Source organism: Specibacter sp. NPDC078709 (assembly GCF_040686795.1).
Lineage (GTDB): Bacteria > Actinomycetota > Actinomycetes > Actinomycetales > Micrococcaceae > Specibacter.
Genome location: NZ_JBFBLU010000001.1, coordinates 97812 through 122594, shown reverse-complemented (window position 1 = coordinate 122594; position 24783 = coordinate 97812). Strand labels below are relative to the sequence as shown.

The 24783-nt window shown below is 60.6% G+C and carries 23 protein-coding genes; 15 read left to right on the top strand and 8 right to left on the bottom strand.

What is annotated here, in order from left to right:
• Positions 1 to 143: 143 nt before the first annotated feature.
• Entirely contained in the window at positions 144 to 2171 is a 2028-nt protein-coding gene (locus AB0P14_RS00560; RefSeq protein ID WP_363836523.1) for an NADPH-dependent 2,4-dienoyl-CoA reductase, read from the top strand.
• Positions 2171 to 2728, top strand: a complete 558-nt coding sequence (locus AB0P14_RS00555) for a PadR family transcriptional regulator (protein ID WP_363836521.1) — start codon at positions 2171 to 2173, stop codon at positions 2726 to 2728. Before AB0P14_RS00560 ends, AB0P14_RS00555 begins: the two co-directional genes overlap by 1 nt.
• Positions 2729 to 2756: 28 nt before the next feature.
• On the opposite strand, the gene AB0P14_RS00550 is transcribed toward AB0P14_RS00555, so the two are convergent.
• The 3 genes from AB0P14_RS00550 to AB0P14_RS00540 form a co-directional block, all read right to left on the bottom strand.
• Positions 2757 to 3029: a hypothetical protein gene (locus tag AB0P14_RS00550; protein ID WP_363836519.1), complete on the bottom strand. Its 273-nt coding sequence runs from the start codon at positions 3027 to 3029 to the stop codon at positions 2757 to 2759.
• Positions 3030 to 3157: 128 nt separating this feature from the next.
• On the bottom strand, positions 3158 to 3913 hold the full coding sequence (locus AB0P14_RS00545; RefSeq protein ID WP_363836517.1) for an ABC transporter permease: 756 nt from the start codon (positions 3911 to 3913) through the stop codon (positions 3158 to 3160).
• Entirely contained in the window at positions 3910 to 4710 is an 801-nt protein-coding gene (locus AB0P14_RS00540; protein ID WP_363836515.1) for an ABC transporter ATP-binding protein, read from the bottom strand. The genes AB0P14_RS00545 and AB0P14_RS00540 overlap by 4 nt, the downstream gene beginning before the upstream one ends.
• A gap of 237 nt (positions 4711 to 4947) precedes the next feature.
• Here AB0P14_RS00540 and AB0P14_RS00535 point away from each other — a divergent pair, with 237 nt between their 5' ends.
• Together AB0P14_RS00535 and AB0P14_RS00530 are read left to right on the top strand one after the other, a co-directional pair.
• Positions 4948 to 6741, top strand: a complete 1794-nt coding sequence (locus tag AB0P14_RS00535; RefSeq protein WP_363836514.1) for a proline--tRNA ligase — start codon at positions 4948 to 4950, stop codon at positions 6739 to 6741.
• Positions 6742 to 6812: 71 nt separating this feature from the next.
• Entirely contained in the window at positions 6813 to 7613 is an 801-nt protein-coding gene (locus tag AB0P14_RS00530; RefSeq protein ID WP_363836512.1) for a TSUP family transporter, read from the top strand.
• A gap of 21 nt (positions 7614 to 7634) precedes the next feature.
• Here AB0P14_RS00530 and AB0P14_RS00525 read toward each other — a convergent pair whose 3' ends face one another.
• The 3 genes from AB0P14_RS00525 to AB0P14_RS00515 form a co-directional block, all read right to left on the bottom strand.
• Positions 7635 to 8627, bottom strand: a complete 993-nt coding sequence (locus AB0P14_RS00525; protein ID WP_363836510.1) for an aminoglycoside phosphotransferase family protein — start codon at positions 8625 to 8627, stop codon at positions 7635 to 7637.
• 98 nt (positions 8628 to 8725) lie between these two features.
• Positions 8726 to 9457, bottom strand: coding sequence for a VIT family protein (locus AB0P14_RS00520; RefSeq protein WP_363836508.1), 732 nt, complete (start codon positions 9455 to 9457; stop codon positions 8726 to 8728).
• 76 nt (positions 9458 to 9533) lie between these two features.
• Positions 9534 to 11582: a DUF4439 domain-containing protein gene (locus AB0P14_RS00515; protein WP_363836507.1), complete on the bottom strand. Its 2049-nt coding sequence runs from the start codon at positions 11580 to 11582 to the stop codon at positions 9534 to 9536.
• 257 nt (positions 11583 to 11839) lie between these two features.
• Here AB0P14_RS00515 and AB0P14_RS00510 point away from each other — a divergent pair, with 257 nt between their 5' ends.
• The 5 genes from AB0P14_RS00510 (at position 11840) to rbfA (ending at position 17476) form a co-directional block, all read left to right on the top strand.
• Positions 11840 to 12412 (top strand): ribosome maturation factor RimP, encoded by a 573-nt coding sequence (locus AB0P14_RS00510; protein ID WP_363836505.1) that lies wholly within the window; start codon positions 11840 to 11842, stop codon positions 12410 to 12412.
• Positions 12413 to 12414: 2 nt separating this feature from the next.
• Positions 12415 to 13386 (top strand): transcription termination factor NusA, encoded by a 972-nt coding sequence (gene nusA / locus AB0P14_RS00505; protein ID WP_363836503.1) that lies wholly within the window; start codon positions 12415 to 12417, stop codon positions 13384 to 13386.
• A 100-nt stretch (positions 13387 to 13486) separates the two neighbouring features.
• Complete coding sequence (locus AB0P14_RS00500; protein WP_363838093.1) at positions 13487 to 13792, top strand: YlxR family protein; 306 nt, start codon at positions 13487 to 13489, stop codon at positions 13790 to 13792.
• A gap of 192 nt (positions 13793 to 13984) precedes the next feature.
• On the top strand, positions 13985 to 16936 hold the full coding sequence (infB, locus tag AB0P14_RS00495; RefSeq protein ID WP_363836502.1) for a translation initiation factor IF-2: 2952 nt from the start codon (positions 13985 to 13987) through the stop codon (positions 16934 to 16936).
• 105 nt (positions 16937 to 17041) lie between these two features.
• The gene (gene rbfA / locus AB0P14_RS00490) at positions 17042 to 17476 is read left to right on the top strand and encodes a 30S ribosome-binding factor RbfA (RefSeq protein ID WP_363836500.1); all 435 of its coding nucleotides are present in this window, start codon (positions 17042 to 17044) and stop codon (positions 17474 to 17476) included.
• A 126-nt stretch (positions 17477 to 17602) separates the two neighbouring features.
• On the opposite strand, the gene AB0P14_RS00485 is transcribed toward rbfA, so the two are convergent.
• Positions 17603 to 18763 (bottom strand): ScyD/ScyE family protein, encoded by a 1161-nt coding sequence (locus tag AB0P14_RS00485; protein WP_363836499.1) that lies wholly within the window; start codon positions 18761 to 18763, stop codon positions 17603 to 17605.
• A gap of 333 nt (positions 18764 to 19096) precedes the next feature.
• The gene (locus AB0P14_RS00480) at positions 19097 to 19903 is read right to left on the bottom strand and encodes a hypothetical protein (RefSeq protein ID WP_363836497.1); all 807 of its coding nucleotides are present in this window, start codon (positions 19901 to 19903) and stop codon (positions 19097 to 19099) included.
• Between the two features lie 165 nt (positions 19904 to 20068).
• Between AB0P14_RS00480 and truB the strand changes: the two genes are divergently transcribed.
• From truB to rpsO, 6 genes are all read left to right on the top strand, one after another.
• Positions 20069 to 21007: a tRNA pseudouridine(55) synthase TruB gene (gene truB / locus AB0P14_RS00475; RefSeq protein ID WP_363836496.1), complete on the top strand. Its 939-nt coding sequence runs from the start codon at positions 20069 to 20071 to the stop codon at positions 21005 to 21007.
• Positions 21004 to 21408, top strand: coding sequence for a hypothetical protein (locus AB0P14_RS00470; protein WP_363836495.1), 405 nt, complete (start codon positions 21004 to 21006; stop codon positions 21406 to 21408). Before truB ends, AB0P14_RS00470 begins: the two co-directional genes overlap by 4 nt.
• A 2-nt stretch (positions 21409 to 21410) precedes the next feature.
• Positions 21411 to 21860, top strand: a complete 450-nt coding sequence (locus AB0P14_RS00465; protein ID WP_363838090.1) for a hypothetical protein — start codon at positions 21411 to 21413, stop codon at positions 21858 to 21860.
• Between the two features lie 14 nt (positions 21861 to 21874).
• A complete protein-coding gene (locus AB0P14_RS00460; RefSeq protein WP_363836493.1) occupies positions 21875 to 23029 on the top strand; it encodes a GNAT family protein in 1155 nt (384 codons plus the stop codon).
• A gap of 80 nt (positions 23030 to 23109) precedes the next feature.
• Positions 23110 to 24051, top strand: coding sequence for a bifunctional riboflavin kinase/FAD synthetase (locus AB0P14_RS00455; RefSeq protein WP_363836491.1), 942 nt, complete (start codon positions 23110 to 23112; stop codon positions 24049 to 24051).
• A 156-nt stretch (positions 24052 to 24207) separates the two neighbouring features.
• Positions 24208 to 24477: a 30S ribosomal protein S15 gene (gene rpsO / locus AB0P14_RS00450; RefSeq protein ID WP_363836490.1), complete on the top strand. Its 270-nt coding sequence runs from the start codon at positions 24208 to 24210 to the stop codon at positions 24475 to 24477.
• Positions 24478 to 24783: the final 306 nt, after the last annotated feature.

Below are 24783 nucleotides of genomic sequence, written 5' to 3'. Positions count from 1 at the left end.
CTTTTTGCGCCCAAAAATGCCCGTAACCGTGCATTAGCTGCTCACTATCTGCGTACTCGGCAGGTCCTTAGATGTGATGCTGCTCCCATTGGGGCAATCGGTGCGATACGATTATGCAACTTGTTGCGCAAAGGAGTGCATTGATGAACGCTGGCCAGTACCCCCACCTCTTTACCCCTCTTGAATTGGGCTTCACCACCCTGCCCAACCGGGTGCTGATGGGTTCCATGCACGTCGGGCTGGAAGAGCTGCCCGGCGGTTTTGACCGCATGGCGGCGTTCTATGCCGAACGTGCCCGCGGGGGAGTGGCCTTGATGGTCACCGGTGGCATCTCACCCAATGAGGCTGGCCGGCCCATGAAGGGTGGAGCCAAAATTTCCACGCAGGAAGAAGCAGAACAACACAAAGTTGTCACCGCAGCTGTGCACGCCGAGGGTGGAAAAATTGCCCTGCAATTGCTCCATTTTGGCCGCTATGCATCGCACCGTGGCTTGGTCGCGCCCAGTGCGGTGCAGGCACCCATCAGTCCGCTGACCCCACACCCGCTCACGGGCGAGGAAGTGGAGACGACCATTGCGGACTTCGTGAATGCGGCGGCTCTGGCGCAATCGGCCGGGTACGACGGCGTAGAAATCATGGGATCAGAGGGTTACCTGATCAATGAATTCATTGCCAAGCGAACCAATCATCGCAGTGACGAATGGGGCGGGTCCTACGAAAACCGCATCCGCTTCGCCGTGGAGATTGTCCGCCGCGTCCGCGAACGTGTCGGGGAAAACTTCATCATCATCTACCGGCTCTCCATGCTGGATCTCGTTGAAGACGGCTCCACCTTGCCAGAAGTCATCACACTGGCCCAGGCCGTGGAAAAGGCTGGCGCCACTATCATCAACACGGGCATCGGGTGGCATGAAGCCCGCATCCCCACCATCGCCACCTCGGTGCCACGTGCCGGCTACGCGTGGGTGACCAAAAAGGTCATGGGTTCGGTCAAGATTCCCCTCATCACCACCAACCGCATCAACACCCCCGACGTTGCCGAGCAGCTCCTCGCCGACGGCACCGCCGACATGGTCTCCATGGCCCGACCATTCCTCGCCGATGCCTTCTTCATGCGCAAGGCCCGCGATGGTCGCAGCGATGAGATCAACAGCTGCATCGCCTGCAATCAGGCCTGCTTGGACCACACTTTCGTGGGCAAAACATCCTCTTGTTTGGTCAACCCGCGGGCCTGCCATGAAACAGAAATCATCATTGAAGCAACTCCAGCAACCAAGAAGTTCGCCGTAGTCGGTGCCGGTCCGGCCGGTTTGGCCTTCGCCGCAACCGCGGCCCAGCGTGGGCATGAGGTCACGATCATTGAGGGGTCCGGGGAGATTGGTGGACAGTTCAATATTGCCAAGCAGATCCCGGGCAAAGAAGAGTTTCACGAAACCATCCGGTACTTCAACCGTCAGCTTCAGCTGCTGGGCGTGGACGTCGCGCTGAACACGCAAGCCACGGTGGAGCAGCTTCTCAGTGGCGGCTTTGACGAGATCGTGCTGGCCACTGGTGTCACCCCCCGGGTTCCGGAGATCGCCGGGGTGGATCATCCCAGCGTGCTCACGTACCTCGACGTGCTCCGCGACAAGGCCGAGGTGGGCGCCAACGTTGCCATCCTCGGCGCCGGTGGCATCGGCTTCGATGTGGCCGAGTACATCACCGCGGGCGCTCCCAGTGCCACCCTCGTCCCCGAGAAGTTCTACCGGGAGTGGGGTATTGACACCGATTACGCCAACGCCGGCGGCATCACCGACCCCGACCCGGAGAAGCCACTGCGCCGCGTTGGCCTGTTCCAGCGCAAGGAGACCAAGGTTGGGGCGGGGCTGGGCAAGACCACCGGCTGGATCCACCGCACCGCCCTGAAGTACAAGGGTGTGCAGATGGTTCCCGGCGTGGAATACCAAAAGATAGACGACGCCGGACTCCACGTTCGCGTCAACGGCACCGACACGGTCCTCCCCGTAGATACTGTCATTTTGTGCACCGGTCAGGATCCCCGGCGGGAGCTGCAGGAGGGGCTGGAAGCCGCGGGCGCCGTCGTGCATCTTATTGGTGGGGCTGATGTGGCGGCCGAGTTGGACGCCAAGCGGGCCATCGATCAGGGCACGCGTTTGGCTGCGCGGCTCTAGTGTCGCTGACTCACGCAATCCTGACGTCGCTCTTGGAAAAGCCGTGCACGGGGGCCGAATTGGCGCGCCGCTTTGATAAGTCTCTGGGTTACTTTTGGCAGGCCACGCATCAGCAGATTTACCGGGAGCTGGGAAAGATGGAGCGTGATGGCTTGATCAAGGCTCACGGCTTGCCTACTACCCGAGGACAGCAACGCCACTTCGAGGTGCTGACCGGGGGGCGTGATGAGCTGGCCAGCTGGTGTGTGCAAGAGGGGGAGATGCGCCCCATCCGGGATTCCTTGTTGGTGCGGATGAGGGCGGCAGCCGTCCTAGGAACGGTGCAGGAATCCGTGGATGTCACGGATGAAATGCGGCGGCATCTGGGGCTTCATGAGCAGGTGTTGGAACGGTATGAGGCCATTGAGCAGCAGGATTTCCCCGCCGCTCAATCCGGTCAGGCACGGTCCACGGCGGAAGAATTGCAGCTGGCTGTTGTGCGAGCGGGCATCGCATATGAGAAGTCGTGGTTGGCATGGTGCCGGCACTCGCTGGCGGATCTCGGCCAAGAAGCTTAGGGGTTGACGGGCAGCCGGCGGGTGGGGATTATGCGCTGGCAGATTCTTGCTCAGCAGCCTGTGCCTTGATCAGCGCCGCGGTTTCTTCGAGCATAGTGGCCGTCTGGCTGATGACCGGTGAGTAGGAGGAACGCCAGGCGTGTTTGAAAACAAAGGCGTCCGGCCCTTCCCAGCGGAGGCTGCCGCTGATGCGTCGGCTTAGCTCGGAATTGACGCTTACCAGCACCGACCGGACATGTTCGAGTTCCCGGGCAAAATCCCGCAACTCCTCCGGGTCCCCGCCCTGCAGGTTGTTGCTCATTGACTCTCCTGCATTTGATGGTTCGCAAAGTGTATGGACCATGGCATTGTTGCCCGCCGTGGTGACATCTCAAGCCTAGGTCCACCCATGAGTTCGAAGCGATGGGCAGAGGTACCCATGAGCCGGTTTCAGGCTGTTTGTCGGCGCAGTGTCAAGGACGAAAACAGCAGCCCGGCTAGGACAAAACCGGCAATGACCAACAGATCCCGGACCAGCTGGGAGGTTGGATCGCCATTAGCGGCCACCTGTTGCAGCCCGTCAACGGCGTAACTGAGCGGCAGCACATTGGAGGCCGCTTCCAGAACGCTATTCATCTGGTCCCTGGCAACGAATAGTCCGCACAGCAGAATCTGCGGGATCACTACAATCGGCATGAACTGCACGGCTTGGAATTCGGTGGTGGCAAACGCCGAACACAAGAGACCCAACACCACACCCAAAACCGCTGTCAGCACCGAAATTAACACCACCCAGCCGGCGTTGCCAGCAATCTTCATGCCAAAGATCCAGTACGCCGTTCCCGTGGCGACCAGCGCTTGGGCCGTGGCCATGATGGAAAATGCCAGGGCGTAGCCAAAGAGAAGATCGGCCTTGTGAATGGGAGTGGTCAGCAACCGTTCAAGTGTGCCTGAGGTGCGTTCGCGCAACATGGTGATGGAGGTGACGAGGAACATCACCACGAACGGGAAGATGCCCAGCATCATGAGCCCCACCCGGTCAAAAGTGCCGGGCCTGCCGGGCGCCAGCGTTTCGTTTTGGTAGAGCCAATACACCAGCGCCAACAGTACGGCAGGCACCACCAGAATCATGGCGATGCTTCGGGGATCGCCGCGAAGTTGCAGTAGAACCCGCCGGCACGTGGACCACATCAGGGAAACGTTCATGATGCCGTCTTCGCATCGGATTCTGCCGACTGAATCAGCCGCAGAAAGGCCAGTCCCAGATCTTCTGTTTCGCCGTTGTGGCGTAACTGATCCGGAGTTAACTGTGCCAGCAGCATCCCCTCGCGCAGCATTAGCAGCGAATCACAGTGGCTGGCTTCCTCCATAACGTGGCTGGAAATGATGAGCGAGGTGCCCTCGGCAGCCATGCCCACAAACTGTTCCCACAGATCCGCCCGCAACACCGGATCAAGGCCCACCGTGGGTTCATCCAACACCAGCAGCCGGGGTTTGCCCACCAAAGCACAAGCCAAGGAGACCCGGCTGAACTGTCCACCGGATAAACTGCCCGCCTTGCGCTTGGCAAATTCAGAAAGTCCGACGGCGGCCAGTACCGCCTGCGCGTCCGCTCGGCTCCCGCCGTGGACAGATCCGAAATAGCGCACGTTGTCCAGAACACTCAAGTCTTTGTAGACGCTGGCCGCCTGGGTGACGTAGCCGACGTCGTGCCTGTTCTGGGGATCTCCGGCGCGGCGGCCCAGCACGGTGACGGTCCCGGCAGTGATTTTCTGGACCCCCACCAGCGCCCGCATCAGCGTGGTTTTGCCGCTGCCGGACGGGCCGAGGAGCCCGGTGATGCGGCCTTGCGGAATATTGGCGGTGATATTAGCCAGGACTGTTGCTTTCCCGCGGTGCACCCGCAGCCCTTCAATGCTGACGCAAAGGGGGCCCGTGGTGCCAGCAGGATCGGCTGGGACCGGGACCGGGGGAAGGGCCGGCATCGCTGCTCGGTGGGACATCAGTTCCTCCTGGGCTGCCGGTTCGTGGACGTCTGACTTCAAACTAGACCCGCAGTGGTGCTCTGTCCAGCGTCTATCCGCCTACCCGGGGAAGCTGCTGGGGAACGCTCGGGGGCAGCCGCCGGGAAGCCGCCAGCAAGCCAGGTGTGCAACGGGCGCGCCTGAACCGGTAGATTAGTACCTGTTCGTCCTGAATGAGGACGGCGCCCACCCACTTCAAGAAATGGAATATTTCGCGTGGCACTTCGCCTTTCCACCCTCTTTTTACGTACCCTGCGTGAAGATCCCGCAGACGCCGAGGTAGACAGCCACCGGCTGCTTCTGCGCGCCGGCTACATCCGCCGCGCGGCACCTGGCATCTACACGTGGCTCCCGTTGGGCCTGCGCGTGCTGCGCAAGGTTGAAGCCATTGTGCGTGAGGAAATGGACGCGATCGGCGCCCAGGAAGTGCACTTTCCGGCACTGCTGCCCCGTGAACCGTACGAGGCCACCAACCGCTGGCAGGAATACGGTGACAACCTGTTCCGTCTGCAGGACCGCAAGGGCGCCGACTACCTGCTGGCCCCCACACATGAGGAAATGTTCACGCTGCTGGTCAAGGACCTGTACTCCTCGTACAAGGATCTGCCGCTGAGCCTGTACCAAATCCAGAACAAGTACCGCGACGAGGCTCGGCCGCGCGCAGGACTGCTGCGTGGACGCGAATTTATCATGAAGGATTCCTACTCCTTTGACATGGACGACGCCGGACTGGACGCCAGCTACATGGCTCACCGCGGCGCCTACGTGCGTATTTTTGAGCGCCTCGGCTTGGAAATCATCCCCGTCACGGCAACTGCCGGTGCCATGGGCGGTTCCAAGAGCGAAGAGTTCTTGCACCCCATGACCGTAGGTGAAGACACCTTTGTGCGCTCACCCGGCGGTTACGCAGCAAACGTTGAAGCCGTGACCACCGTGGTCCCGGCCGAGATTGACTTCAGCAACGCGCCTGCAGCTCAGGTTCTGGACACCCCGGACACCGCAACCATCGCCACGTTGGTGGCTGCCGCCAACCAGCACGCTCCCCGCGCCGAAGGCGAATGGACGGCCGCTGACACGTTGAAGAACGTGGTTCTAGCTGTTGACCTGCCTACCGGCGAACGCCAGATCGTGGTGGTGGGCTTGCCCGGCGACCGCGATGTTGACCTCAAGCGCATCGAAGCCAACATTGGTGCACACCTGCCCATCGGCGGCGAAGTAGGCGTTGAAGCCGCTGGTGAAGCTGATCTGAAGAAGCATGCTCTGTTGGTCAAGGGTTACATCGGCCCGGGCCTGAGCCTGGACGCCGCTGTGCTCGGCACAGAAGCAGCCACCAAGATCTTGTACCTGGTTGACCCCCGCGTGGTTTCCGGAACCAGCTGGATCACCGGTGCCAACGAAGAAGGCAAGCACGTCTTTGGCCTCGTTGCCGGGCGCGACTTCAGCTGGGACGGCACCGTTGAGGCCGCGCAGGTTCGTGAAGGAGATCCCGCACCTGATGGTTCCGGCCCCCTTGAAGCTGCCCGCGGCATTGAAATGGGCCACATCTTCGCACTTGGCACCAAGTACGCCGAGTCCTTGGGCCTGAAGGTTTTGGACAAGAACGGCAAACTCTCAGTGGTCACCATGGGCTCCTACGGCATCGGCGTTACCCGCGCCGTTGCCGCTCTGGCTGAATCCAACCACGATGACAAGGGCTTGATCTGGCCCGCCCAGGTTGCTCCCGCTGATGTTCATGTTGTGGCTGTCGGCCGTGGCGATGAAATCTTCGAGGCAGCAGCCCAGCTCACCGCCGATCTCGAAGCCAAGGGACTGGACGTCATTTACGATGACCGCCCCAAGGTTTCCCCCGGTGTGAAGTTCGGCGACGCTGAGCTCATCGGTGTCCCCACCATCCTGGCAGTAGGCCGCGGACTGGTGGACGGCGTCGTGGAGATCAAGAACCGCGCCACCGGAGTTGCTGAAAACATCGCCGTTGCCGAGGCCGTGCAGTACATCCTCGACCAGCAGTAACCGTGCTCTGCGAGGGGCCGGGCCCTCAGCCCGGCCCCTTGGTCTGCGTGCCACACTTAGCTTAGGAACCCATGATCTCCGGTTTTGAGAACATCACGATGGCCACCATTTTGTTGATCATTGTGGCTGGTTTTGCTGCCGGCTGGATTGATGCCGTGGTGGGCGGGGGCGGGCTGATTCAGCTCCCGGTCATGTTGATGATCCCCGGAATCACGCCCGTGCAGGCGTTGGCCACCAACAAAATGGGGTCCATCTTCGGGACCGCTACCAGCTCCGTGACGTATTACCGGCGCGTGAAACCGGACATGCGCACAGCCCTGCCCATGGCGGGGGTGGCGCTGGTGGGTAGCGTGGGCGGTGCGGTGGTGGCCGCCAGTTTGCCCGGTTCAGTGTTCAAGCCCATCATTGTTGCTGCGCTGATTGCGGTGCTGCTGTTCACGGCGTTCAAGCCGAGCATGGGTGAGTTGACAGCCCTAAGACATTCCGGCCGCACGCACTACGTTGTCGCCGCATGCATCGGCGGGATCATCGGCTTTTACGACGGCCTGATCGGCCCGGGAACCGGATCCTTCCTCGTCATCGCCATGGTCAGCCTCATGGGCTACGCGTTCCTTGAAGCCAGCGCCAAAGCAAAAATCGTGAATCTGGCCACGAACGCCGGCGCCCTGATGTTCTTCCTCCCGCACGGCTCACTGCTCTGGGGGGTCGGCCTGATTCTGGGCGCGGCCAACATGGCTGGCGGCTACCTCGGAGCACGTACGGCCGTGAAGCAAGGCAGCAAATTCATCCGAATCGTCTTCCTCGCCGTCGTCGCCGTGCTCATCCTCAAACTGGGATTTGACGTGCTCAACGAGAATTTCCTCAACCGCTAGTTCAGATGCTCACCGAAATTTTTAGTGGAGAGCCTTGAGCTCATGCGCACCGGGCAGATCCGGCAATGTCGTGCCAGCCATGGTGCTCGCCACCCAGAGCGAGCGTTTGGCGTCGCCGCTGTGCCCCGCTTCCTCCAAATAGCTCAGCGCATTTTCCACTTCTCGGACCACTGCCCAGCCCGCCACCAAATCCTCGTCCAGCCCAGCTGATTGGGCCAGCTCTGAAGCACGACGCCGGAGCCCGGCTTCGGCGTTTCGGTGCGGCAAATCCTGCAGGCGGTTCCACAGACACGGGGCCACGGCGAATTCTGCGTCACCCACTTGGGCTTGCGGATCGATAGCCACATAGTCATCGGTTCCGGGCTTCGCCAGAATGTTCAGGTAGTGCAGATCTGTGTGGACCAATACCTCATTGCTGCTGCGGCGGGACACTGCTCCCCGGGTTTGGCAGAGCTCCAGCGCGGCTTCGAGCAGCCACCGTGGAAAGGGTTCAGCAAGATCGCTCCAACGCTGGGGGAGTTCGTCACAGTACCTTTCGGCGGTGTCTGCGATGTGCGGAAGGAGACGCCATTCGGGGCGGACGTCGGGACGAATCGCCAAATCCCGGGCTAGACTTCCCCACACCGCGATGGCCTCATCCATGGGGAGATCCAGGAGGGCGCGTGTTTGATCCAGACGTTCCAGCAACAGCGCCCCGCGTGGGGCGTCACTATCCAGTAATGCCACCGCGCCTTGACCGCCCCACAAAGTTAGAGCGAGAGGTTCTAGTGTGGACTCATCATTGGGGAAGGCGAGTTTTAGTGCCGCTTGGGTTCCATCACGGCTCAGTACTGGGACCACCACCGCCGTGTGCCCATACCAAGGCGTGGCTCCGGATGGCAGGTCAACAAGAAGCTGCCACTGTTCAAGGGACTCGTTCAGGAAACCGGGAAGATGCCCCAACCACGCCCTGCCCTCATGGCTCTGGCGGTACCTCCGCAATAGCGGCTCAGGAATCTCTAGGTTGATGCTCACAGCACTGAGCCTAGCGGCTGGCACCTAGGCCAGCCCATCGCCGTCGTACTTTTCAGTGGTGAGCACAGCCAGAACAGCGCTTACAGGGGAGCAACTGATTAGCCCACCAAGCCGCTGGAGCCTAGCAGGGTGCCGATCGCGAAGGTCGCCGCGAGGGCAAGGGCGCCGCCAAGTACCACTCGGACAGCTGCCTTGATGCGGGAGCCCCCGCCGATCATGGCACCGATCCAGCCGGTGATGCCCAGAGCCAGCAGCACGGCAGCGAAGGTCACGGGAACACTGACTGACTCAGGTGGTAGCAAGATTGCCAGCATCGGCAAGATGGCGCCCAGCGTGAAGGCGATGGCTGAAGCGAAGGCCGCATGCCAAGGGTTGGCAACGTCTTCCACATGGAGGTTGAGTTCGGCCGACAAATGTGCGCTGAGGGCATCGTGTTCGCTCAGCTCTTGGGCCACGAGGGTAGCGGTGGCGGGGGAGAGTCCCTTGTTCTGGTAGGCCTGAACCAGTTGGGCCTGGCTCTGTTCAGGCGCATGTTTGAGCGCGGCTTCGGTGGTGGCGATCATGGCTTTCTGGCTGTCGCTCTGGCTGCTGACGGAGACGTACTCACCCAAAGCCATGGAGATAGCTCCGCCCACCAGAGCTGCCATGCCGGCAGTGAGGATTGGGCCTGCGCCTTGGGTGGCTCCAGCAACACCAACGACGACGGCGGCCACGGAAACTATGCCGTCATTGGCGCCGAGCACCCCGGCCCGCAACCAATTCAGGCGCTGTGCGATTTCCCCTGTTTTAGAGAGCTCCCGGGGCAGTACCAGCTCTGGCGTTTGCTTCATGCTTCAAGCAAAGCACTGAGTGAAAATCTCCGCTAGCAAGGAAAGGATGTCCTCGCGAAGGCATGCCTGCCCTCAATTAACGGGCAGGCACTGAAGCGATTACCGGCTCTGGCGCGATGCTCGGTGCGATGCCTGGCAGTGCCTCCACTGATCCGCCCCAAAAGGTGTGTGCCTGGGTGGAGTCCAACAGCCACAAGACGGCCATCTCACGGAGATTGCTGCCGTTGAGAGGAAGTGGGGTGGCCTTGGATTCAGTGGCTACGGATTCAGGAGTAGAAGACGCCGGTGCTGCCGGCTCCGTGGTGTTGGGACTCTGGTCTGCACCCGGAGCGGTACTCAAAGCAGCCAGCTCACCATAGATGCTGCTCAGCTGAGTTTCCAAAATGCTGAGTGCTTGCTTGGGCAAGGTGGTGAAGGTGGAGTCCAGAGTGAAGCCTGCCACGGGTTCTGCCAAGGGGAGGCAGCGAAGGCGCAACTCTGCGTTGAGGAGTTTCAGCTTTTGCCGGTGTCGGGCCAACAATGTTGTGGCCTTGCTAAATTGCGGTTCGGTGAATCGGGTGGAAGCGGCTTGGTAGGCGTAGATAGCTTTCTGCTCGGCCTCGGCGGCGGCACTCAGCGCCGAGTCTACGGTGACACCGGGGCGCGGTTCCAGCGTAGAGGTGCAGGACGGGCCCGAAGCAGAAGGGAAGTCAACTGGTGCTGGCATATGCGCTGAGGTGGGAACGGTGATCCCCGCTACGGACGCCAGCTCGGCAGACTGCAGGAGTTGGCTGGTGCCCACGGAAGCAAAAACACGGCCCATGGAATGATCGGCGCTCAATGCGTTGTTCAGTAGTGCCTCGGCGTTGGCCGAAAGTTCCTGTACTAATCCAGTGATAGTCATCGGGGTTGGCGCTGATGCTGGCCCTGTTGCGGTGGGGGCTTCGGTGGGTAGCCCGTCACTCAGTGCTGAAGCGTGGAGTCCCAAGTTTGTAGCGGTGATGGACAACGCCTTCTGCAATTGGGGTGTGCTACTTGCATCGGCCAAATTGAGGGCCTCACCTTGCAACTTAGTAGTTGCTTCCCAGGCAGCCTGACGCTGCAACTGAGTCGGCGACTGGTCGCCAGCGTTCACCTCCGGCCCTGACAGCACCGTACCCATGGCGACCACGAGGGCTGAAATCACCACAAGAAAAAACAGTCCACGGAAGAAAGTCACGAAGCTATTGCGCTTCCTAGGTGGCTTCCCCGGGTTAGTGCGGCCCGAGTCAGGGGCTGGTTCTTCCGTGGAAGCCGAGCTTTCTGAAGTGAGGCTTCCTGAATCTGTGCCTTCTGCAACTGTCGTTGCAACGGCGGCTGAGGTGGTGTTGTTCTCGTCTTGCTGCTCGGCTAGGCGCCGTTCACGGCGCGATAAGGAGACTGGAGTTACCTCCGCAACGGCTTCAACCGTGGTGCTCGGGGTATCGCCCTCGTCCGCTGCAGCCATGCTGGGCAGTGAGTCCGATGGCGCAGGTTCAGGCTCGGACTCAGGCTCAGGCTCAGACTCTGATTTAGGCTCGGACTCAGGCTCAGGCTCAAGTTTCGGCGCGGACTCAGGCTCAGGCTCAGGTTCCGGCGCGGACTCTGATTTAGGCTCGGACTCAGGCTCGGACTCAAGTTTCGAATCCTCCGGTGATGCAACCAAGGATCCAGACGCCGGGGAAGGGGTATCGGCAGTAGCCGCGGTGTCAACGGACTTTGAATCAACCGGCCTTGACTCAATAACTTCTGACTCGACGGCTTCCGCCTCGACAGCCTCGACAGCTTCGAGAGCCTCGACAGCCTCCGGCTCAGCTAACGCTGACTCAGCCACCTCGAGAGGTGCGGCATCGGTGGCGGGGGACTTCTCGGCGTCGGAGGTGTCCTGTGCCTGAGCTGGGCGCTCAGTCTCGGGAGTTACAGGGGCCGGCACCATCATGCCATTGGCATCAATGACCAGAATGGCTGGAGCCGAAGATGCCACCGAAGCTGGTGCACCAGCAGCTGCCGTGGCGCGGCGGGGAGCCTTACGGGAAGGCTTGCCGGCTGTTCCGGGGGCTCCAGTAGCTGCGGGGGTAGCGGCGTCAAGGGTGGTGTCGGGCTCAGCCGTGGGATTGGGATGGGTCACAACCGTTGATCATCTCATGACTGCCCTGTACAGTGCACACTTTTGCCTACTAGCTGCCCCTCGGCGCTGACCAGTTCTCGTAAGCCGGGTGTACCGTCGCCAAATGCGTCCATACTCACACCTCTACGGTTCAGCGGAGGTGGCGGAAACTCGGTAGTCTGTATATCTACAACATCATCAATAGGGAGGCGTGCGTTTTTATGACGAAGCCGGACAGGCCCAAAATGGCCGCACGCTCAGGGAACACGCCCTCAGCCATGGACTCAATAGCTGAAGCCCAGAGGCTGCACGTGTTTCTCGCCCCCACAGTGGCTGCCGCCGGACTGTTCCTTGAAGAAGTCAAGGTTCACTTTGCTGGCACCCACCGCACAGTTTCAGTGATTGTCGACCTTGTTGACGGCGAAAGCGGCGGTGTGGGCCTTGATGCTATCTCCGCCGTTTCCCGGGTGCTTTCCGACGCCATGGATGCAGACCCCAACGATGACGGCCAAGCCTACGATTTGGAAATCTCCTCCCCTGGAGCCACCCGGCCGATCACAGAGCCGCGCCACTGGCGCCGGGCTCTGGGTCGCATGGTCAAGGTCAACGCCGTCGATCGGGAAAACTTCATGGGTCGCGTCTTAGACGTGGACGATGAGGGTGTTTTGTTCAAGCCCGAACTGCCGGTCAAAAAGGGTATGAAACCCAAGCAGGGTGAACCGGAAAAAGTATTGTTTTCAGCCATTCGCCGTGGTGTTGTGGAACTGGAATTTGCTCGCCTGGATGAGGCAGAGCTGGACTTAGAATTTGAAGCGACCGGCGGCAACGCCGTCGATGGAGAGGGAAGCTGACTATGGACATAGATATGAGTGCGCTGCGGGAGTTGGAGCGCCAAAGGGAAATCCCCGTGGATGTGCTGATCCCCACCATTGAGCAGGCGCTGCTGATGGCCTACCACAAGTCACCGGGCTGCCACGATATGGCCCGTGCCGAGATTGACCGCAAGAGCGGGCACGTCACCATTTGGGCTGCCGAGCTCGACGACGACGGCGCCGCCATTGGCGAATTCGACGACACGCCCAAGGGCTTTGGTCGCATTGCTGCCAGCACGGCACGCCAGATCATCCTGCAGCGTCTTCGCGACGCCGAGGATGACAATGTGGTCGGCGAATACCGCGGCAAAGAAGGTGAACTGGTCTCCGGTCAGATCCAGCAGGGCAACAACCCCAACATGATCCAGATCGATCTGGGTGCTGTTGAGGGTGTGCTGCCACCGAACGAGCAGGTTCCCGGCGAAAGCTACCGCCACGGAAATCGCATCCGCACGTTCGTGGTGGATGTTCACCGCGGCACCAAGGGCCCCGCAATCACCTTGTCCCGTTCACACCCGGGCCTGGTACGCAAGCTCTTTGAAATGGAAGTTCCCGAGATCGCTGATGGCACCGTAGAAATCGTTGCCTTGGCCCGTGAAGCTGGCCACCGCACCAAGATTGCCGTGCAGGCCAACAAAGCCGGCGTCAATGCCAAGGGCTCTTGCATCGGAGAGATGGGTTCGCGTGTGCGGGCCGTCATGACCGAGCTCAACGACGAGAAGATCGACATCGTCGACTTCAATGAGGATCCGGCAACTTTCATCGCCAATTCACTGTCCCCGTCGAAGGTGATTTCAGTCACCATTATTGATGAGGCTGCGCGCTCAGCACGGGTTGTGGTCCCTGATTATCAGCTGTCCTTGGCTATCGGCAAGGAAGGCCAGAATGCACGTCTGGCGGCCAAGCTCACAGGCTGGCGCATCGACATCGTCTCTGACGCGGCCGCGGTTTAGGTAAGAGGTCAGACCGCGCGGTAGAATGAAGAGAACCGGGCCTGATTTGGCCCCGACACCCAAATAGCGTGAAGGCATAGCAGAATTGACTCAGAAAGCAGTGGCAGCGCACAGCGATGCGACTGACTCTAAGTTTGCTGTGCGGACATGCATTGGGTGCCGGAAAACTTCAGACCGGCTCCAGCTAGTGCGTCTGGTGAGGTCACGCAACACTTCTGGTGAATTGGAAGCGTTGGTTGATGTGGCTCGGCGCATGCCTGGACGGGGAGCGTGGCTGCACCCTAACCTTGAATGTTGGAACTTAGCGATCAAACGTCGCGCCGTTGGCAGGGCCCTTCCTGGGGTCACTAAACTGTCCGACGTCGAGGCATTTGCGCAACACAATTTGCCACCTTCGGCAGAGTAAGTAAGTTACGAACCAATTGTCCCTTTTGTGAAAGCGGGTCAGAAAACCGATGGAAACCCGATGAGTACCCAGCGATGAGTGCCCAAAAATGAGCAATTTCATGTGCTCTCACGCCGCCCGTTCCGACATGGAGCGGCGCAGTAAGAATTAAGCGGTTCGTACCTGTCCGGTGCGGGCCGAGACAGGAGAAATGTGGCCAAGGCCCGCGTACACGAGCTTGCAAAAGAGCTCGGCATCACCTCAAAAGAAGCAGTAAGTAAACTGCAGGAAATGGGCGAATTCGTTCGCTCAGCATCCTCCACCATTGAGGCCCCCGTTGTGAAGAAACTTCGCGACGCATTCCCCCAGGCGGCCCCGGTTGCAGAAGCTGCCCCGGCAGCAGCACCGAAGGCGGAGGCAGCTCCCAAGGCTGACGCCCCCAAGGCATCCGCAACACCCGGAGCAGCTGTGCCCGGCCCCAAGGCCGCTGCAAAGCCCGGCGCCAAGGCAACACCGGCAGCACCTGCTGCACCTGTTGCTGAAGCTACCCCGGCAGCTCCGGCTACCCCGGCCGCTCCGGCAGCTCCGGCTCCCGTTGAGGCTGCGGCAGCAACCCCGGCACCGAAGGCCGCACCGGCTCCGAAGGCTGCAACACCCGGCGCCCCGCGCCCCGGTAACAACCCCTTCGCAACCTCACAGGGCATGCCCCGCTCCGGTGCACGCACCGAGCGTTCGGACAACCGTGGGAACGACAACCGTGGAAACGACAATCGTGGAAGCGACAACCGTGGCGAAGGCCGCGGCGGCGACAACCGTGCCCCGCGTCCCGCAGGTGCCGGTGCTCCTCGCCCCGGAAACAACCCGTTTGCACCCTCTCAGGGCATGCCCCGACCGGGTACTCCTCGCAGCACCGAAGCCGGCGCTGCAGGACCCCGTCCCGGTGGTCCCCGTCCGCCTGCAGGGGCACCCCGTCCGGGCGCTCCGCGTCCGGCAGGTGCTGCTGGTGCAGGTGGCCCCCGTCCCGGCGCTCCGCGTCCCGGTGGTCCCCGCCCCACTCCCGGCATGATGCCCAACCGCACCGAGCGCCCCGCTGCGCCCGGCCGCGGTAACGACCGTCCGGGTGCTCCCGGCCGTGGACGTCCGGGTGCTCCCGGCGCAACCCCCGGAGCAACTCCAGGCGGCGCTCCCGCCGGCGGTGGCTTCGGCAAGGGTGGCCGCGGTCGCGGTGGTACCCAGGGTGCCTTCGGTAAGGGCGGCGCAGGCCGTGGCAAGCAGCGCAAGTCGAAGCGTGCCAAGCGCCAAGAGCTAGAGCAGATGAGTGCTCCTTCACTTGGTGGCGTATCGGTTCCCCGCGGTAACGGAGAAACCGTGGTGCGTTTGCGCCGCGGTGCCTCCATCACCGACTTCGCTGACAAGATTGAGGCCAACCCGGCCGCACTGGTGACGGTGCTGTTCCACCTCGGTGAAATGGCAACTGCTACCCAGTCATTGGATGAAGACACCTTTGCACTGTTGGGTGTTGAGCTGGGCTACAAGGTCCAGGTCGTTTCCCCCGAGGACGAAGAGCGCGAACTGCTCAGCAGCTTCGACATCGACTTTGAAGCCGAGCTGGAATCAGAAGGCGACGAAGACCTCGAGGTTCGTCCTCCGGTGGTCACCGTCATGGGTCACGTTGACCATGGTAAGACCCGCCTGCTCGATGCCATCCGGAAGTCGGACGTTGTTGCCGACGAGCACGGTGGCATCACCCAGCACATCGGTGCTTACCAGATCGTCCACGAGCATGAAGGCATCGATCGCAGCATCACCTTCATTGACACCCCCGGTCACGAGGCGTTCACCGCCATGCGTGCCCGTGGTGCCAAGGTCACTGACATCGCCATCTTGGTGGTTGCAGCGGACGACGGCGTCATGCCCCAGACGGTGGAAGCGCTCAACCACGCACAGGCCGCCAACGTGCCGATCGTGGTTGCCGTGAACAAGATTGACAAGGATTCAGCCAACCCGGAGAAGATCCGTGGCCAGCTGACCGAGTACGGTCTGGTTCCGGAAGAATACGGTGGCGACACCATGTTCGTTGACGTCTCTGCACGCAACAACATCAACATCGAGGAACTCCTCGAAGCTGTGCTGTTGACCGCTGACGCCGCTCTGGACATGCGCGCCAACCCGAACAAGGACGCTCGAGGCATCGCCATCGAAGCGAACCTGGATAAGGGCCGCGGTTCCGTGGCAACTGTTCTGGTTCAGTCCGGAACCTTGCACGTCGGTGACACGATCGTTGCCGGTACCGCACACGGCCGTGTTCGTGCCATGTTCGATGAGAACGGTGACGTCATCTCTGAAGCCGGACCTTCACGTCCGGTCCAGGTTCTGGGTCTGTCCAACGTTCCCCGTGCAGGTGACACGTTCTTCGTTACAGGCGATGAGCGAACTGCCCGCCAGATCGCTGAAAAGCGTGAAGCAGCGGACCGTAACGCAGCCTTGGCTAAGCGTCGCAAGCGCATCAGTCTGGAAGACTTCGACCAGGCCGTTGCTGACGGCAAGGTTGACACCCTTAACCTCATCCTCAAGGGTGACGTGTCCGGTGCCGTTGAGGCACTGGAAGACTCGTTGCTCAAGATCGATGTTGGCGAAGGCGTGCAGCTGCGCGTCATCCACCGCGGTGTGGGTGCCATCACGCAGAACGACGTCAACCTGGCCACTGTGGATAACGCGATCATCATCGGCTTCAACGTCAAGCCTGCTGAGCGTGTTGCTGAACTGGCCGACCGTGAAGGCGTGGACATGCGCTTCTACTCGGTCATCTACGGCGCCATCGATGACATTGAGCTGGCTCTCAAGGGCATGCTCAAGCCTGAGTACGAAGAGGCTCAGTTGGGCACCGCGGAAATCCGCGAAGTGTTCAGCTCCTCCAAGCACGGCAACATCGCCGGCTCGATCGTACGTTCCGGTATCATCCGCCGTAACTCCAAGGCCCGTGTGCTCCGTGACGGCAAGATCATCGGTGACAACCTCACCATTGACTCGCTCAAGCGTTTCAAGGATGACGCAACCGAAGTCCGTACCGACTTCGAGTGTGGTATCGGTTTGGGATCGTTCAACGATCTGCAGCCCGAGGACATCATCCAGACGTTCGAAATGCGCGAGAAGCCCCGCGTCTAACACTGCATAGCCGGTTGGGTGTCCACTTGGGCACCCAACCGGCTTTGTTTTCCCTAAGATGGTTTCACGACCGTCTCACGTCTTAGAAGTTTGAAGGAGAACATCATGGCTGATTCAGCCCGCGCGTCCAAGTTGGCGCAGCGCATCAAGGTTGTGGTGGCCGAGGGTCTTCGCTCCAGGGTCAAGGACCCCCGTGTCGAGGGCATCACTGTCACCGATGCACGCGTCACCAACGATCTTCAGCACGCCACCATTTACTACACGGTTTTCGGTGACGAGACCGCAAGCTCCGAAGCCAAGATCGGTTTGGAGCGCGCCAAGGGCGTGCTGCGTGCCGAGGTCGGCAAGAACATCACCGTGCGCCTGACGCCCACGTTGGAGTTCATTGCCGATGTCATCCCCGAGAACGCCTCCAATCTGGAAGCGCTCCTGCGGGTAGCCAAGGAACGCGACGCGAAGCTTGCGGAGATCTCCGCCAACGCGGAGTTCGCTGGCGAAGCTGATCCGTACAAGAAGGATGAGGAAGAAGAAGACGCTTAGTCTTCGCTCTCTCCACATTTTTTAGGCACGACGGCGGCCGGTCACCTTTGTAGAAAAGGTGACCGGCCGCCGTCGTACTTTATTCTCTTTGCGCTACTGACTGCGCCATTCTAGTGACTACGCTGCCTAGCGCAGGCGCATGGTGACCAGGCTGCCCCCTGTCTCTGCCAAAGCGTTGGTCACCGCCGCGAGTGTCTTCCCGCTGATCGCCACATCGGAGACCATCGGGGCTGGGAGCACGGTAGTCACCTTTCCGTTCCTAATAACGCTCACGCCGTCGCCCATGAGCTGGGCCACGTAGACGTTGTTGTTGCGGTCAACGGCGATGCCTGTGGGTGCGGAGAGGTTCTGCGCGAGCAGCTGGGTCTTTCCGCTGTGCAGATTCATCCGGTAGGCCTTGCCAACGCCTAGGGACTCGCCGGGCACTCCTGGCAGCACGGTGTAGTACAGCCACTGGCCACTGATTTCAATATCAGTGGGCACGGCTTGGGCGTAGTATTTCAGGCCCATCATGCAGTCCGGAACCACCATGCCCACCTCGGCAGCAACGGCCACTACAGCGGCATCGATGGTGATGGGCTCGGCAGGCACCGCCTTGACGAGCTTGACATTGCCGCGCTTGTTCACAAACAAGATGGCGTTGGCTCCGGCATCGCCCACATACACGCCATTATTAGCCGGTGCTGAGGAATACGGGTGCGAGAACAGTTCACCCAGCGACTGCATGTACGGGGCCTGGCTCAGACATTCGGGAGCGGCGTCACGAACACCGTAAACGGTGTTGCCGTCTGGATTGTGAGTTCCTTCAAAGACGCTCAGGTCCACAATCTGGGTGCTATTGCCCCGTTTGTCGAGCTTCATCAGTCGGGCTGGCAGCAATTCTCCGCCAGGTTCAGGGCCGGCACCTTGATCGTTGTTGAAGTAGTAGGTGGTTCCATCGCCGTAGGACACACCAGCAATTTCTTGTCCCGGGGCGCTGACCAGAACACTCTTGACACCCTTGGCGGAGATACTGCTGAGTTGACCGGCAAAGGATTCAGCTACCAAGTAACTGTCGCGTGGGCCGAAAGCCACCCTGAGGGGACTGATCAGCTGGGAAGCCACCTCGTTGACGGGGGAGGGGTGGCGGTTCCCATGGCCTGAGCCGTGGTGTCCGCCAGAATGGTTTCCAGAATTGTTGCCGGGGTAGTGGCCGGAGTTATTTCCGGAGTGGGCCAGAGCAGGCCCGGCAGTCATGGATATGGCAAAAACGCATGCGGCTGCAACAGCCACAAATCTTGACCTCATAATTAACCCTTGGAAAGGGCCCTGTGATGAAGGGCTGGGGAAAAAACTGGTGCCGTGGCCATGAAGAAGTCATGAATCCACAACATGCCTGCCTTCTCAGGCGAACAGGATCTTTGCCCCCAGCGTCATCATTCCGCGTGGCTCGTCGGGTCACCGTGGACCAACAATGAGTGTCTCAACCCTAGATCTCCCGCTCTGACACGGTCAACAAACAGTTTTTGCTGTCCTGCACCAACGGTAAACAACAAAGGGCGCCTCCCGCGGGGGAAACGCCCTTTACTCAAGTTGTTCGAACTGGAATAGCTGAACAAGCCGCGATGGCTTGAGGAGCTGCTACTTGCCCCAGGTGATGGGGTTTTTGTTGTACTCGTTATCGGAGTACTTCTCGTAGCTGTAGGAAGAGCTGGAGTAGCTGGCCGAGGTTACGGCGTCACCGGAGGGTGCCAAGAACACGCTGCAGGAGCTCTTGGTGGAACCGACCACGTAGCTGAAGGTGTCATCCTTGCCTTCGGTCTCAAAGGAGCCGGACTTGCAGTCGCCCAATGTACCGAACACGATGAGCTTCTGGGCCTTGGTGCCGTCCTTGAGGTGGGCATCCAGGTACGCATCCGACATGCCCGCGGAAGGCTTGGACAGTGAGGTCAGCTTGGATTCGAAGAACACGTAGTAAGGAGTCTGGCCGGCAAACTTCGCGGCGCCTTCCAACTTGGCCAAGTCAGCAGGATCGCCAGGGACGATCTTGGTGACGGTGGTGTCAAAGGTGGCTTCCTTGTACTTCTCGTCGCCCTGCTTGCCCGAGTTGCTGCGAGTCTTGGCGATTTCGCCGAATTTCAGTGCGGTTCCGGGAGGGGTGAGCTCGCCGGCGGCAACAGGTTCCTTCGCGGCTTCCGAGGTAGCTTCCTTGCTGGGCTCGGCGGACGCTTCAGCGGACTCCGTCTTCTTAGAGTCGTCGCCGCCGCGCTCGGCGATAGCGGCGTCCTTGGCAGATGATCCCGAGCTTTGCTGGGCGCTGCTCTCCACCGGCTCCTGCGGAGTGTCATTGCCGCCGCCGAGGCAACCCGTCAGGGCCATCATCAAAGCCGCGCTGACGCCCAGGGCTGTGATGGATCGTTTGTACATGCTCGAGGCGTGCTTGGCCATGATTCTCCGTCTTAAAAAGTGTAAGAGTGATGTGCTGCGTAATTACTAATGCGAATTACTACTGCGAATAGCGTATCCACAAGGGCACGGTCCCCGCGATGGGGACAACTCACCATGCGGGGCTACCACCACGGCGGAGGGCGCAGAGCGGATATACTTCAAAGCGTGCTTTCTGGACTGGTAATTGTAGATAAACCGCAGGGATGGACCAGCCACGATGTGGTTGGCCGGATGCGAAGGCTCGCAGGGACCCGAAAAGTAGGTCATGCGGGCACCTTAGACCCTATGGCTACGGGAGTTTTGGTGGTGGGCGTCAACAAAGCCACCCGCCTGCTGACGTACATCGTAGGAACCTCCAAAACGTACGAGGCCACCATCCGGCTCGGTGTCGCCACAGTCACCGACGACGCCGAGGGTGAGGTTACTCACACCATCTCCGCTCATGGGGTCACTGATGAAGCCATCGAGGCGGGCATTGCACCACTGCGCGGACCCATTGAACAAGTTCCCAGCAGCGTCAGTGCCATCAAGGTCAACGGCGAGCGGGCCTATGCTCGGGTGCGCTCAGGAGAAGACGTCAAGCTGGCCGCCCGCCCCGTCACCATTCACGAATTCAAGGTCCTAGAGATCCGCCGCGGCACCCATGAGACGGACGACGGCGTTGCTTGGGTTGACGTCGATGTCACCGTGAGCTGCTCCTCGGGTACCTATATCCGCGCCTTGGCTAGGGACCTGGGCAATGGCCTCGGAGTAGGTGGTCACCTGACGGCGTTACGGCGCAGCAGTGTGGGCCCGTACACCTTGGACCAGGCCCGGACTGTGGAGGAGCTGGCGGAGGACTTGCGCATCCTGGACATTGCCGACGCCGCCAGGGCTCTCATGCCCGTCCGTGAACTCACAGCCGATGAAGCCATCGAGCTGTCCTTTGGCAGGCGCATCCCTGCCAGTGCCGATGGCCTCCACACCGTCGCCGCACCGGCGGCCGCCTTCGCACCCGATGGCACCTTGATTGCTTTGCTGGCGGACGCCGGCAAATATGCCAAGCCTGTTCTAGTCTTCCCGCCGGACCCAGCACCTGAATCGTCTTCGGAGCTGAACAAATGACTCTGGACCCCTGGCTGATTAGTGGCATGGTGGTGGGCCTGGCCTCCACCATCGTGTGCATCGTTGCTGCGGTGATGAAAAAGAAACCGAACGATGTCACGTTGCTGGCTCTGGCCGCCGTCGAACTTTTCATTATTATTTACGCCATCGCAGCAGCTATCCGCCTGTTCAGCGGGGAGACGCTGGCCGGTGCAGGGTGGGAGTTCTGGGGCTACGTCTTCACGGTGGCCATGCTGCCGGTGGCCGCCTTCTATTGGGCCATGGTGGAGCGCACCCATTGGTCGAACTACGTTATGGGCGCCGTGGGCATCACCTCGGTGGTCATGCTGGCCCGCATGGGACAGATCTGGTACGGGACCTCCGTACCCGCGCAAGCGCTTAACCCCCTCTTAGGACTATGAATATGCGCCTCACCGGCAAGACCACCAAGGCCGGCACTGCCACGAGTGCTGAACAGATTCCGCACGGCCGAACCTCTGGTCCTGGCCGACTGCTGATCGCTGTGTACGGAATTTTTGCTCTGTCGGCAACGGCCCGGGCAAGCTTTCAGATCGCCACGGCTTTTGACGAGGCACCGTTGGCTTACTCGCTCTCCGCGTTTGCTGCCGTGGTGTACATCGTGGCGACTATTTCCTTGGCTAAGCCGGGTGCCACCTGGGCCAAGGTTGCCACGATCGCCATCTGTATTGAATTGATCGGTGTGCTGGTGGTGGGTGCCTTGAGTTTCTTGGACCCAGCCGACTTTGAGCATGCCAGTGTCTGGAGCAAGTTTGGCCAGGGCTACGGCTACATCCCGCTGTTGCTGCCCATCATCGGGCTAATCTGGCTCTACCGTAACCGCGAAGTGAAGTGAGCTCACACAAAAGCGTGGCTACCAACCCCGTCCTAAGTGATGGCGTTACTACACTGCGCCGTTTTAGTGCCGCGGATGCTGACGCTTTTGCGGCGATCCACCGGGATCCGCTAAACATTGCGTGGACCGGATCTGTGGCCAGTATGGATCATGCAGCGGCCCTAGGTTTCATTGAGGGGCACATTGCGGACGGCTGGCAAGCCGGCACCAACTTGCGCTTCGCCATCGTTGAGGTTCTTCGCGGTACCCCTGAAGTGGTGGGGACATTGAGCCTGCAGGACATCTTTTCCACTGAGCTTGGAGGATCGGCCCATGTCGGCATCAAGATGTTGCCAACAGGCCGTGGCACCGGAGCTGCGCAGCGAGCCATGGAGTTGTTGTGTGGCTACGCCTTCGGAAATCTAGGGCTGAGCCACCTTCATTGGGCCTGCACAGCAGGGAACCGGGGGAGCACCTCCTTGGCGCTCCGCAGCGGATTCACCTTGGCGGCCCAGATCCCCGGCTACGGTCAGGTAGGCGGCGAAGTAGCCGACGGCTTGGTCTACACCCAGAGCGCTGAGTCCTGGAACAAGCGTGAGCTGCGCCTAGAACCAGTGGTCCCTGTGCTCAGTGGCGAGAAAGTTCTCCTGCGTGCCCTGACGCTGGCCGATGCGCCGGCGCTGGTGGAGAACTGCCGAGACCTTGAAGCGGTTCGGTGGACAACGGTACCGCTGAACTATTCCCTAGAGCACGCCGAATACTTCATCAAGAACATCACCGTCGATGGTTGGCGTCAGGGCCATACGCTGACCTTTGCTGTGGCGGACGCGGTCACAGACCAGCTACTTGGCACCGTTGATTTGCAATGTAAGAACCCCGGCGTGGCCTCGATCGGTATTAATATGGGCGCCCCGGCCCGAGGCGGCGGTGCTTCAGAAGCGGCCGTACGTCTACTCCTTGAGTACGCTTTCGATCAGCTCAATCTCAGCTTTGTCCACTGGCACGCCATGGTGCCGAACTGGGCCAGCCGCAAGCTGGCCTGGAAGCTGGGTTTCACCTTTGATGGGGAACTCCGCGGCGCCTATAACGATCGTGGCACGCCGGCAGATAGCTGGGTGCTCTCGCTAGCAGCGGGGGATCCGCAGACACCCCAACAACCGTGGACCGGAGCAGTAGCTGCTAAAGGGTAATCTTGAAGTTGCTTGAGACATCTGTGATTGATTCGCGCACAACCGCCATGGGCCAAATACCTAATGAATGAGGAAACGTAGTGCAGATTTGGAACTCATTAGAGGAAGTTCCCCAGGACTTTGGCCCCTGTGTGGTCACCCTGGGCAACTTCGATGGGCTCCACCGTGGGCACCAGGAGGTACTTGCCCAGGTGCGTGCCGCAGCGCAAGCACGTGGTGCCAAGTCGGTGGCGTTGACGTTCGATCCGCACCCGGCCCTCATTCACCGCCCGGAATCGGCACCTGAACAAATCATGGGGCTGGCGGACAAGCTGGCGGCCATGGCCAAGCTGGGTCTGGACGGGGTGCTGGTTATGCCCTACACGCTGGAATTTGCGGCACAAACCCCCGAAGAATTTGTCCGCAACGTCTTCGTTGACGGACTGCGAGCTTGTGCCGTGGTGGTGGGCCACGATGTCCGCTTTGGCAAAGGCAATACGGGGGATCTATCCACCATGGTGGACTTGGGTACCCAACTCGGATTCGACGTCGTGGTTGTCAATGATGAAGGACACGACCGCCGCTGGTCCTCCACCTGGGTGCGTGAGGCGCTGCACAATGGCGAGGTAGATACCGCTGGGGAGGTTTTGGGCCGGGCACACACCATGAGTGGGGAAGTAGTCCATGGCGCCGCCCGCGGACGGGAACTGGGATTTCCGACGGCGAACCTCTCACCGGACGCGTGCGGCATCATCCCCTCCGACGGTGTCTACGCCGGCTGGTTGACCGATGCGCACGGACACCGCTGGCCTGCCGCAATTTCCGTAGGCTCAAATCCCACCTTCGTGGGGGTCAGCCGCCAAGTTGAGGCCTATGTCATTGACCGGCCCGAAGAGCCGCTCGAGGCGTTCAACCTCTACGGCCAGCACGTGGTGGTGGAGTTTGTGCAGCGTCTGCGCGGCATGGTCGCCTACACCGGGCCCGAGGCGCTCATTGAACAGATGCATCAGGATGTGGATCAGGCCCGCGAGATCTTGGCTTGAGTGATTAGTCACCTCGCTTCGACATTAGGGCGCTCTCTGCACTAAACTGAAAGGTGGAATCCGGCTGCAGTCCGTGGTGGCTGGAATTTCCTGTGTGTGGCCCAGTCATGGGCTTCGTTGCAGTTATTTGTTCACGGCACATTCAAGGAGTTACTTGTGGCATTAGACGCCGCTGTAAAGCAAGAAATCATGCAGGCTTTCGCAACCAGCGAAGGCGACACCGGTTCACCTGAGGTTCAGGTTGCAATGCTCTCGCGTCGCATCTCTGACCTCACGGAGCACCTGAAGATGCACAAGCATGACCACCACACCCGCCGCGGCCTCATGGCCCTGGTTGGTCGCCGTCGTCGCCTGCTTGCGTACCTGAAGGACACCGACATCGCCCGCTACCGTACGCTCATCGAGCGCCTCGGCCTGCGCCGCTAGTCTGCGATCCAAGGCGGCCTTCCCATGCCACGACGCTTGCGTCATTGCTTCGGGAGGGCCGCCTTTCACAGTGTTTATAAGGTTTTCAAGGTTCGCAAGAATAAATAACCACTGTGAGAAACGTGCCAGCCCGCAAAAGCTGGCGCAGTAGTGCAATAGTTGTTAATTGCAGTACAAAACCCCTGATCTACAAGGCACAAGACGACGCATTCACGCATTCGCGGTCCTCGGTAGTGGCCTCCGGGAAGAAACTCTCAATGAAGTTTCATACCCGTGGGCCTCGATCGAAGACCGGGTGTTGTACAG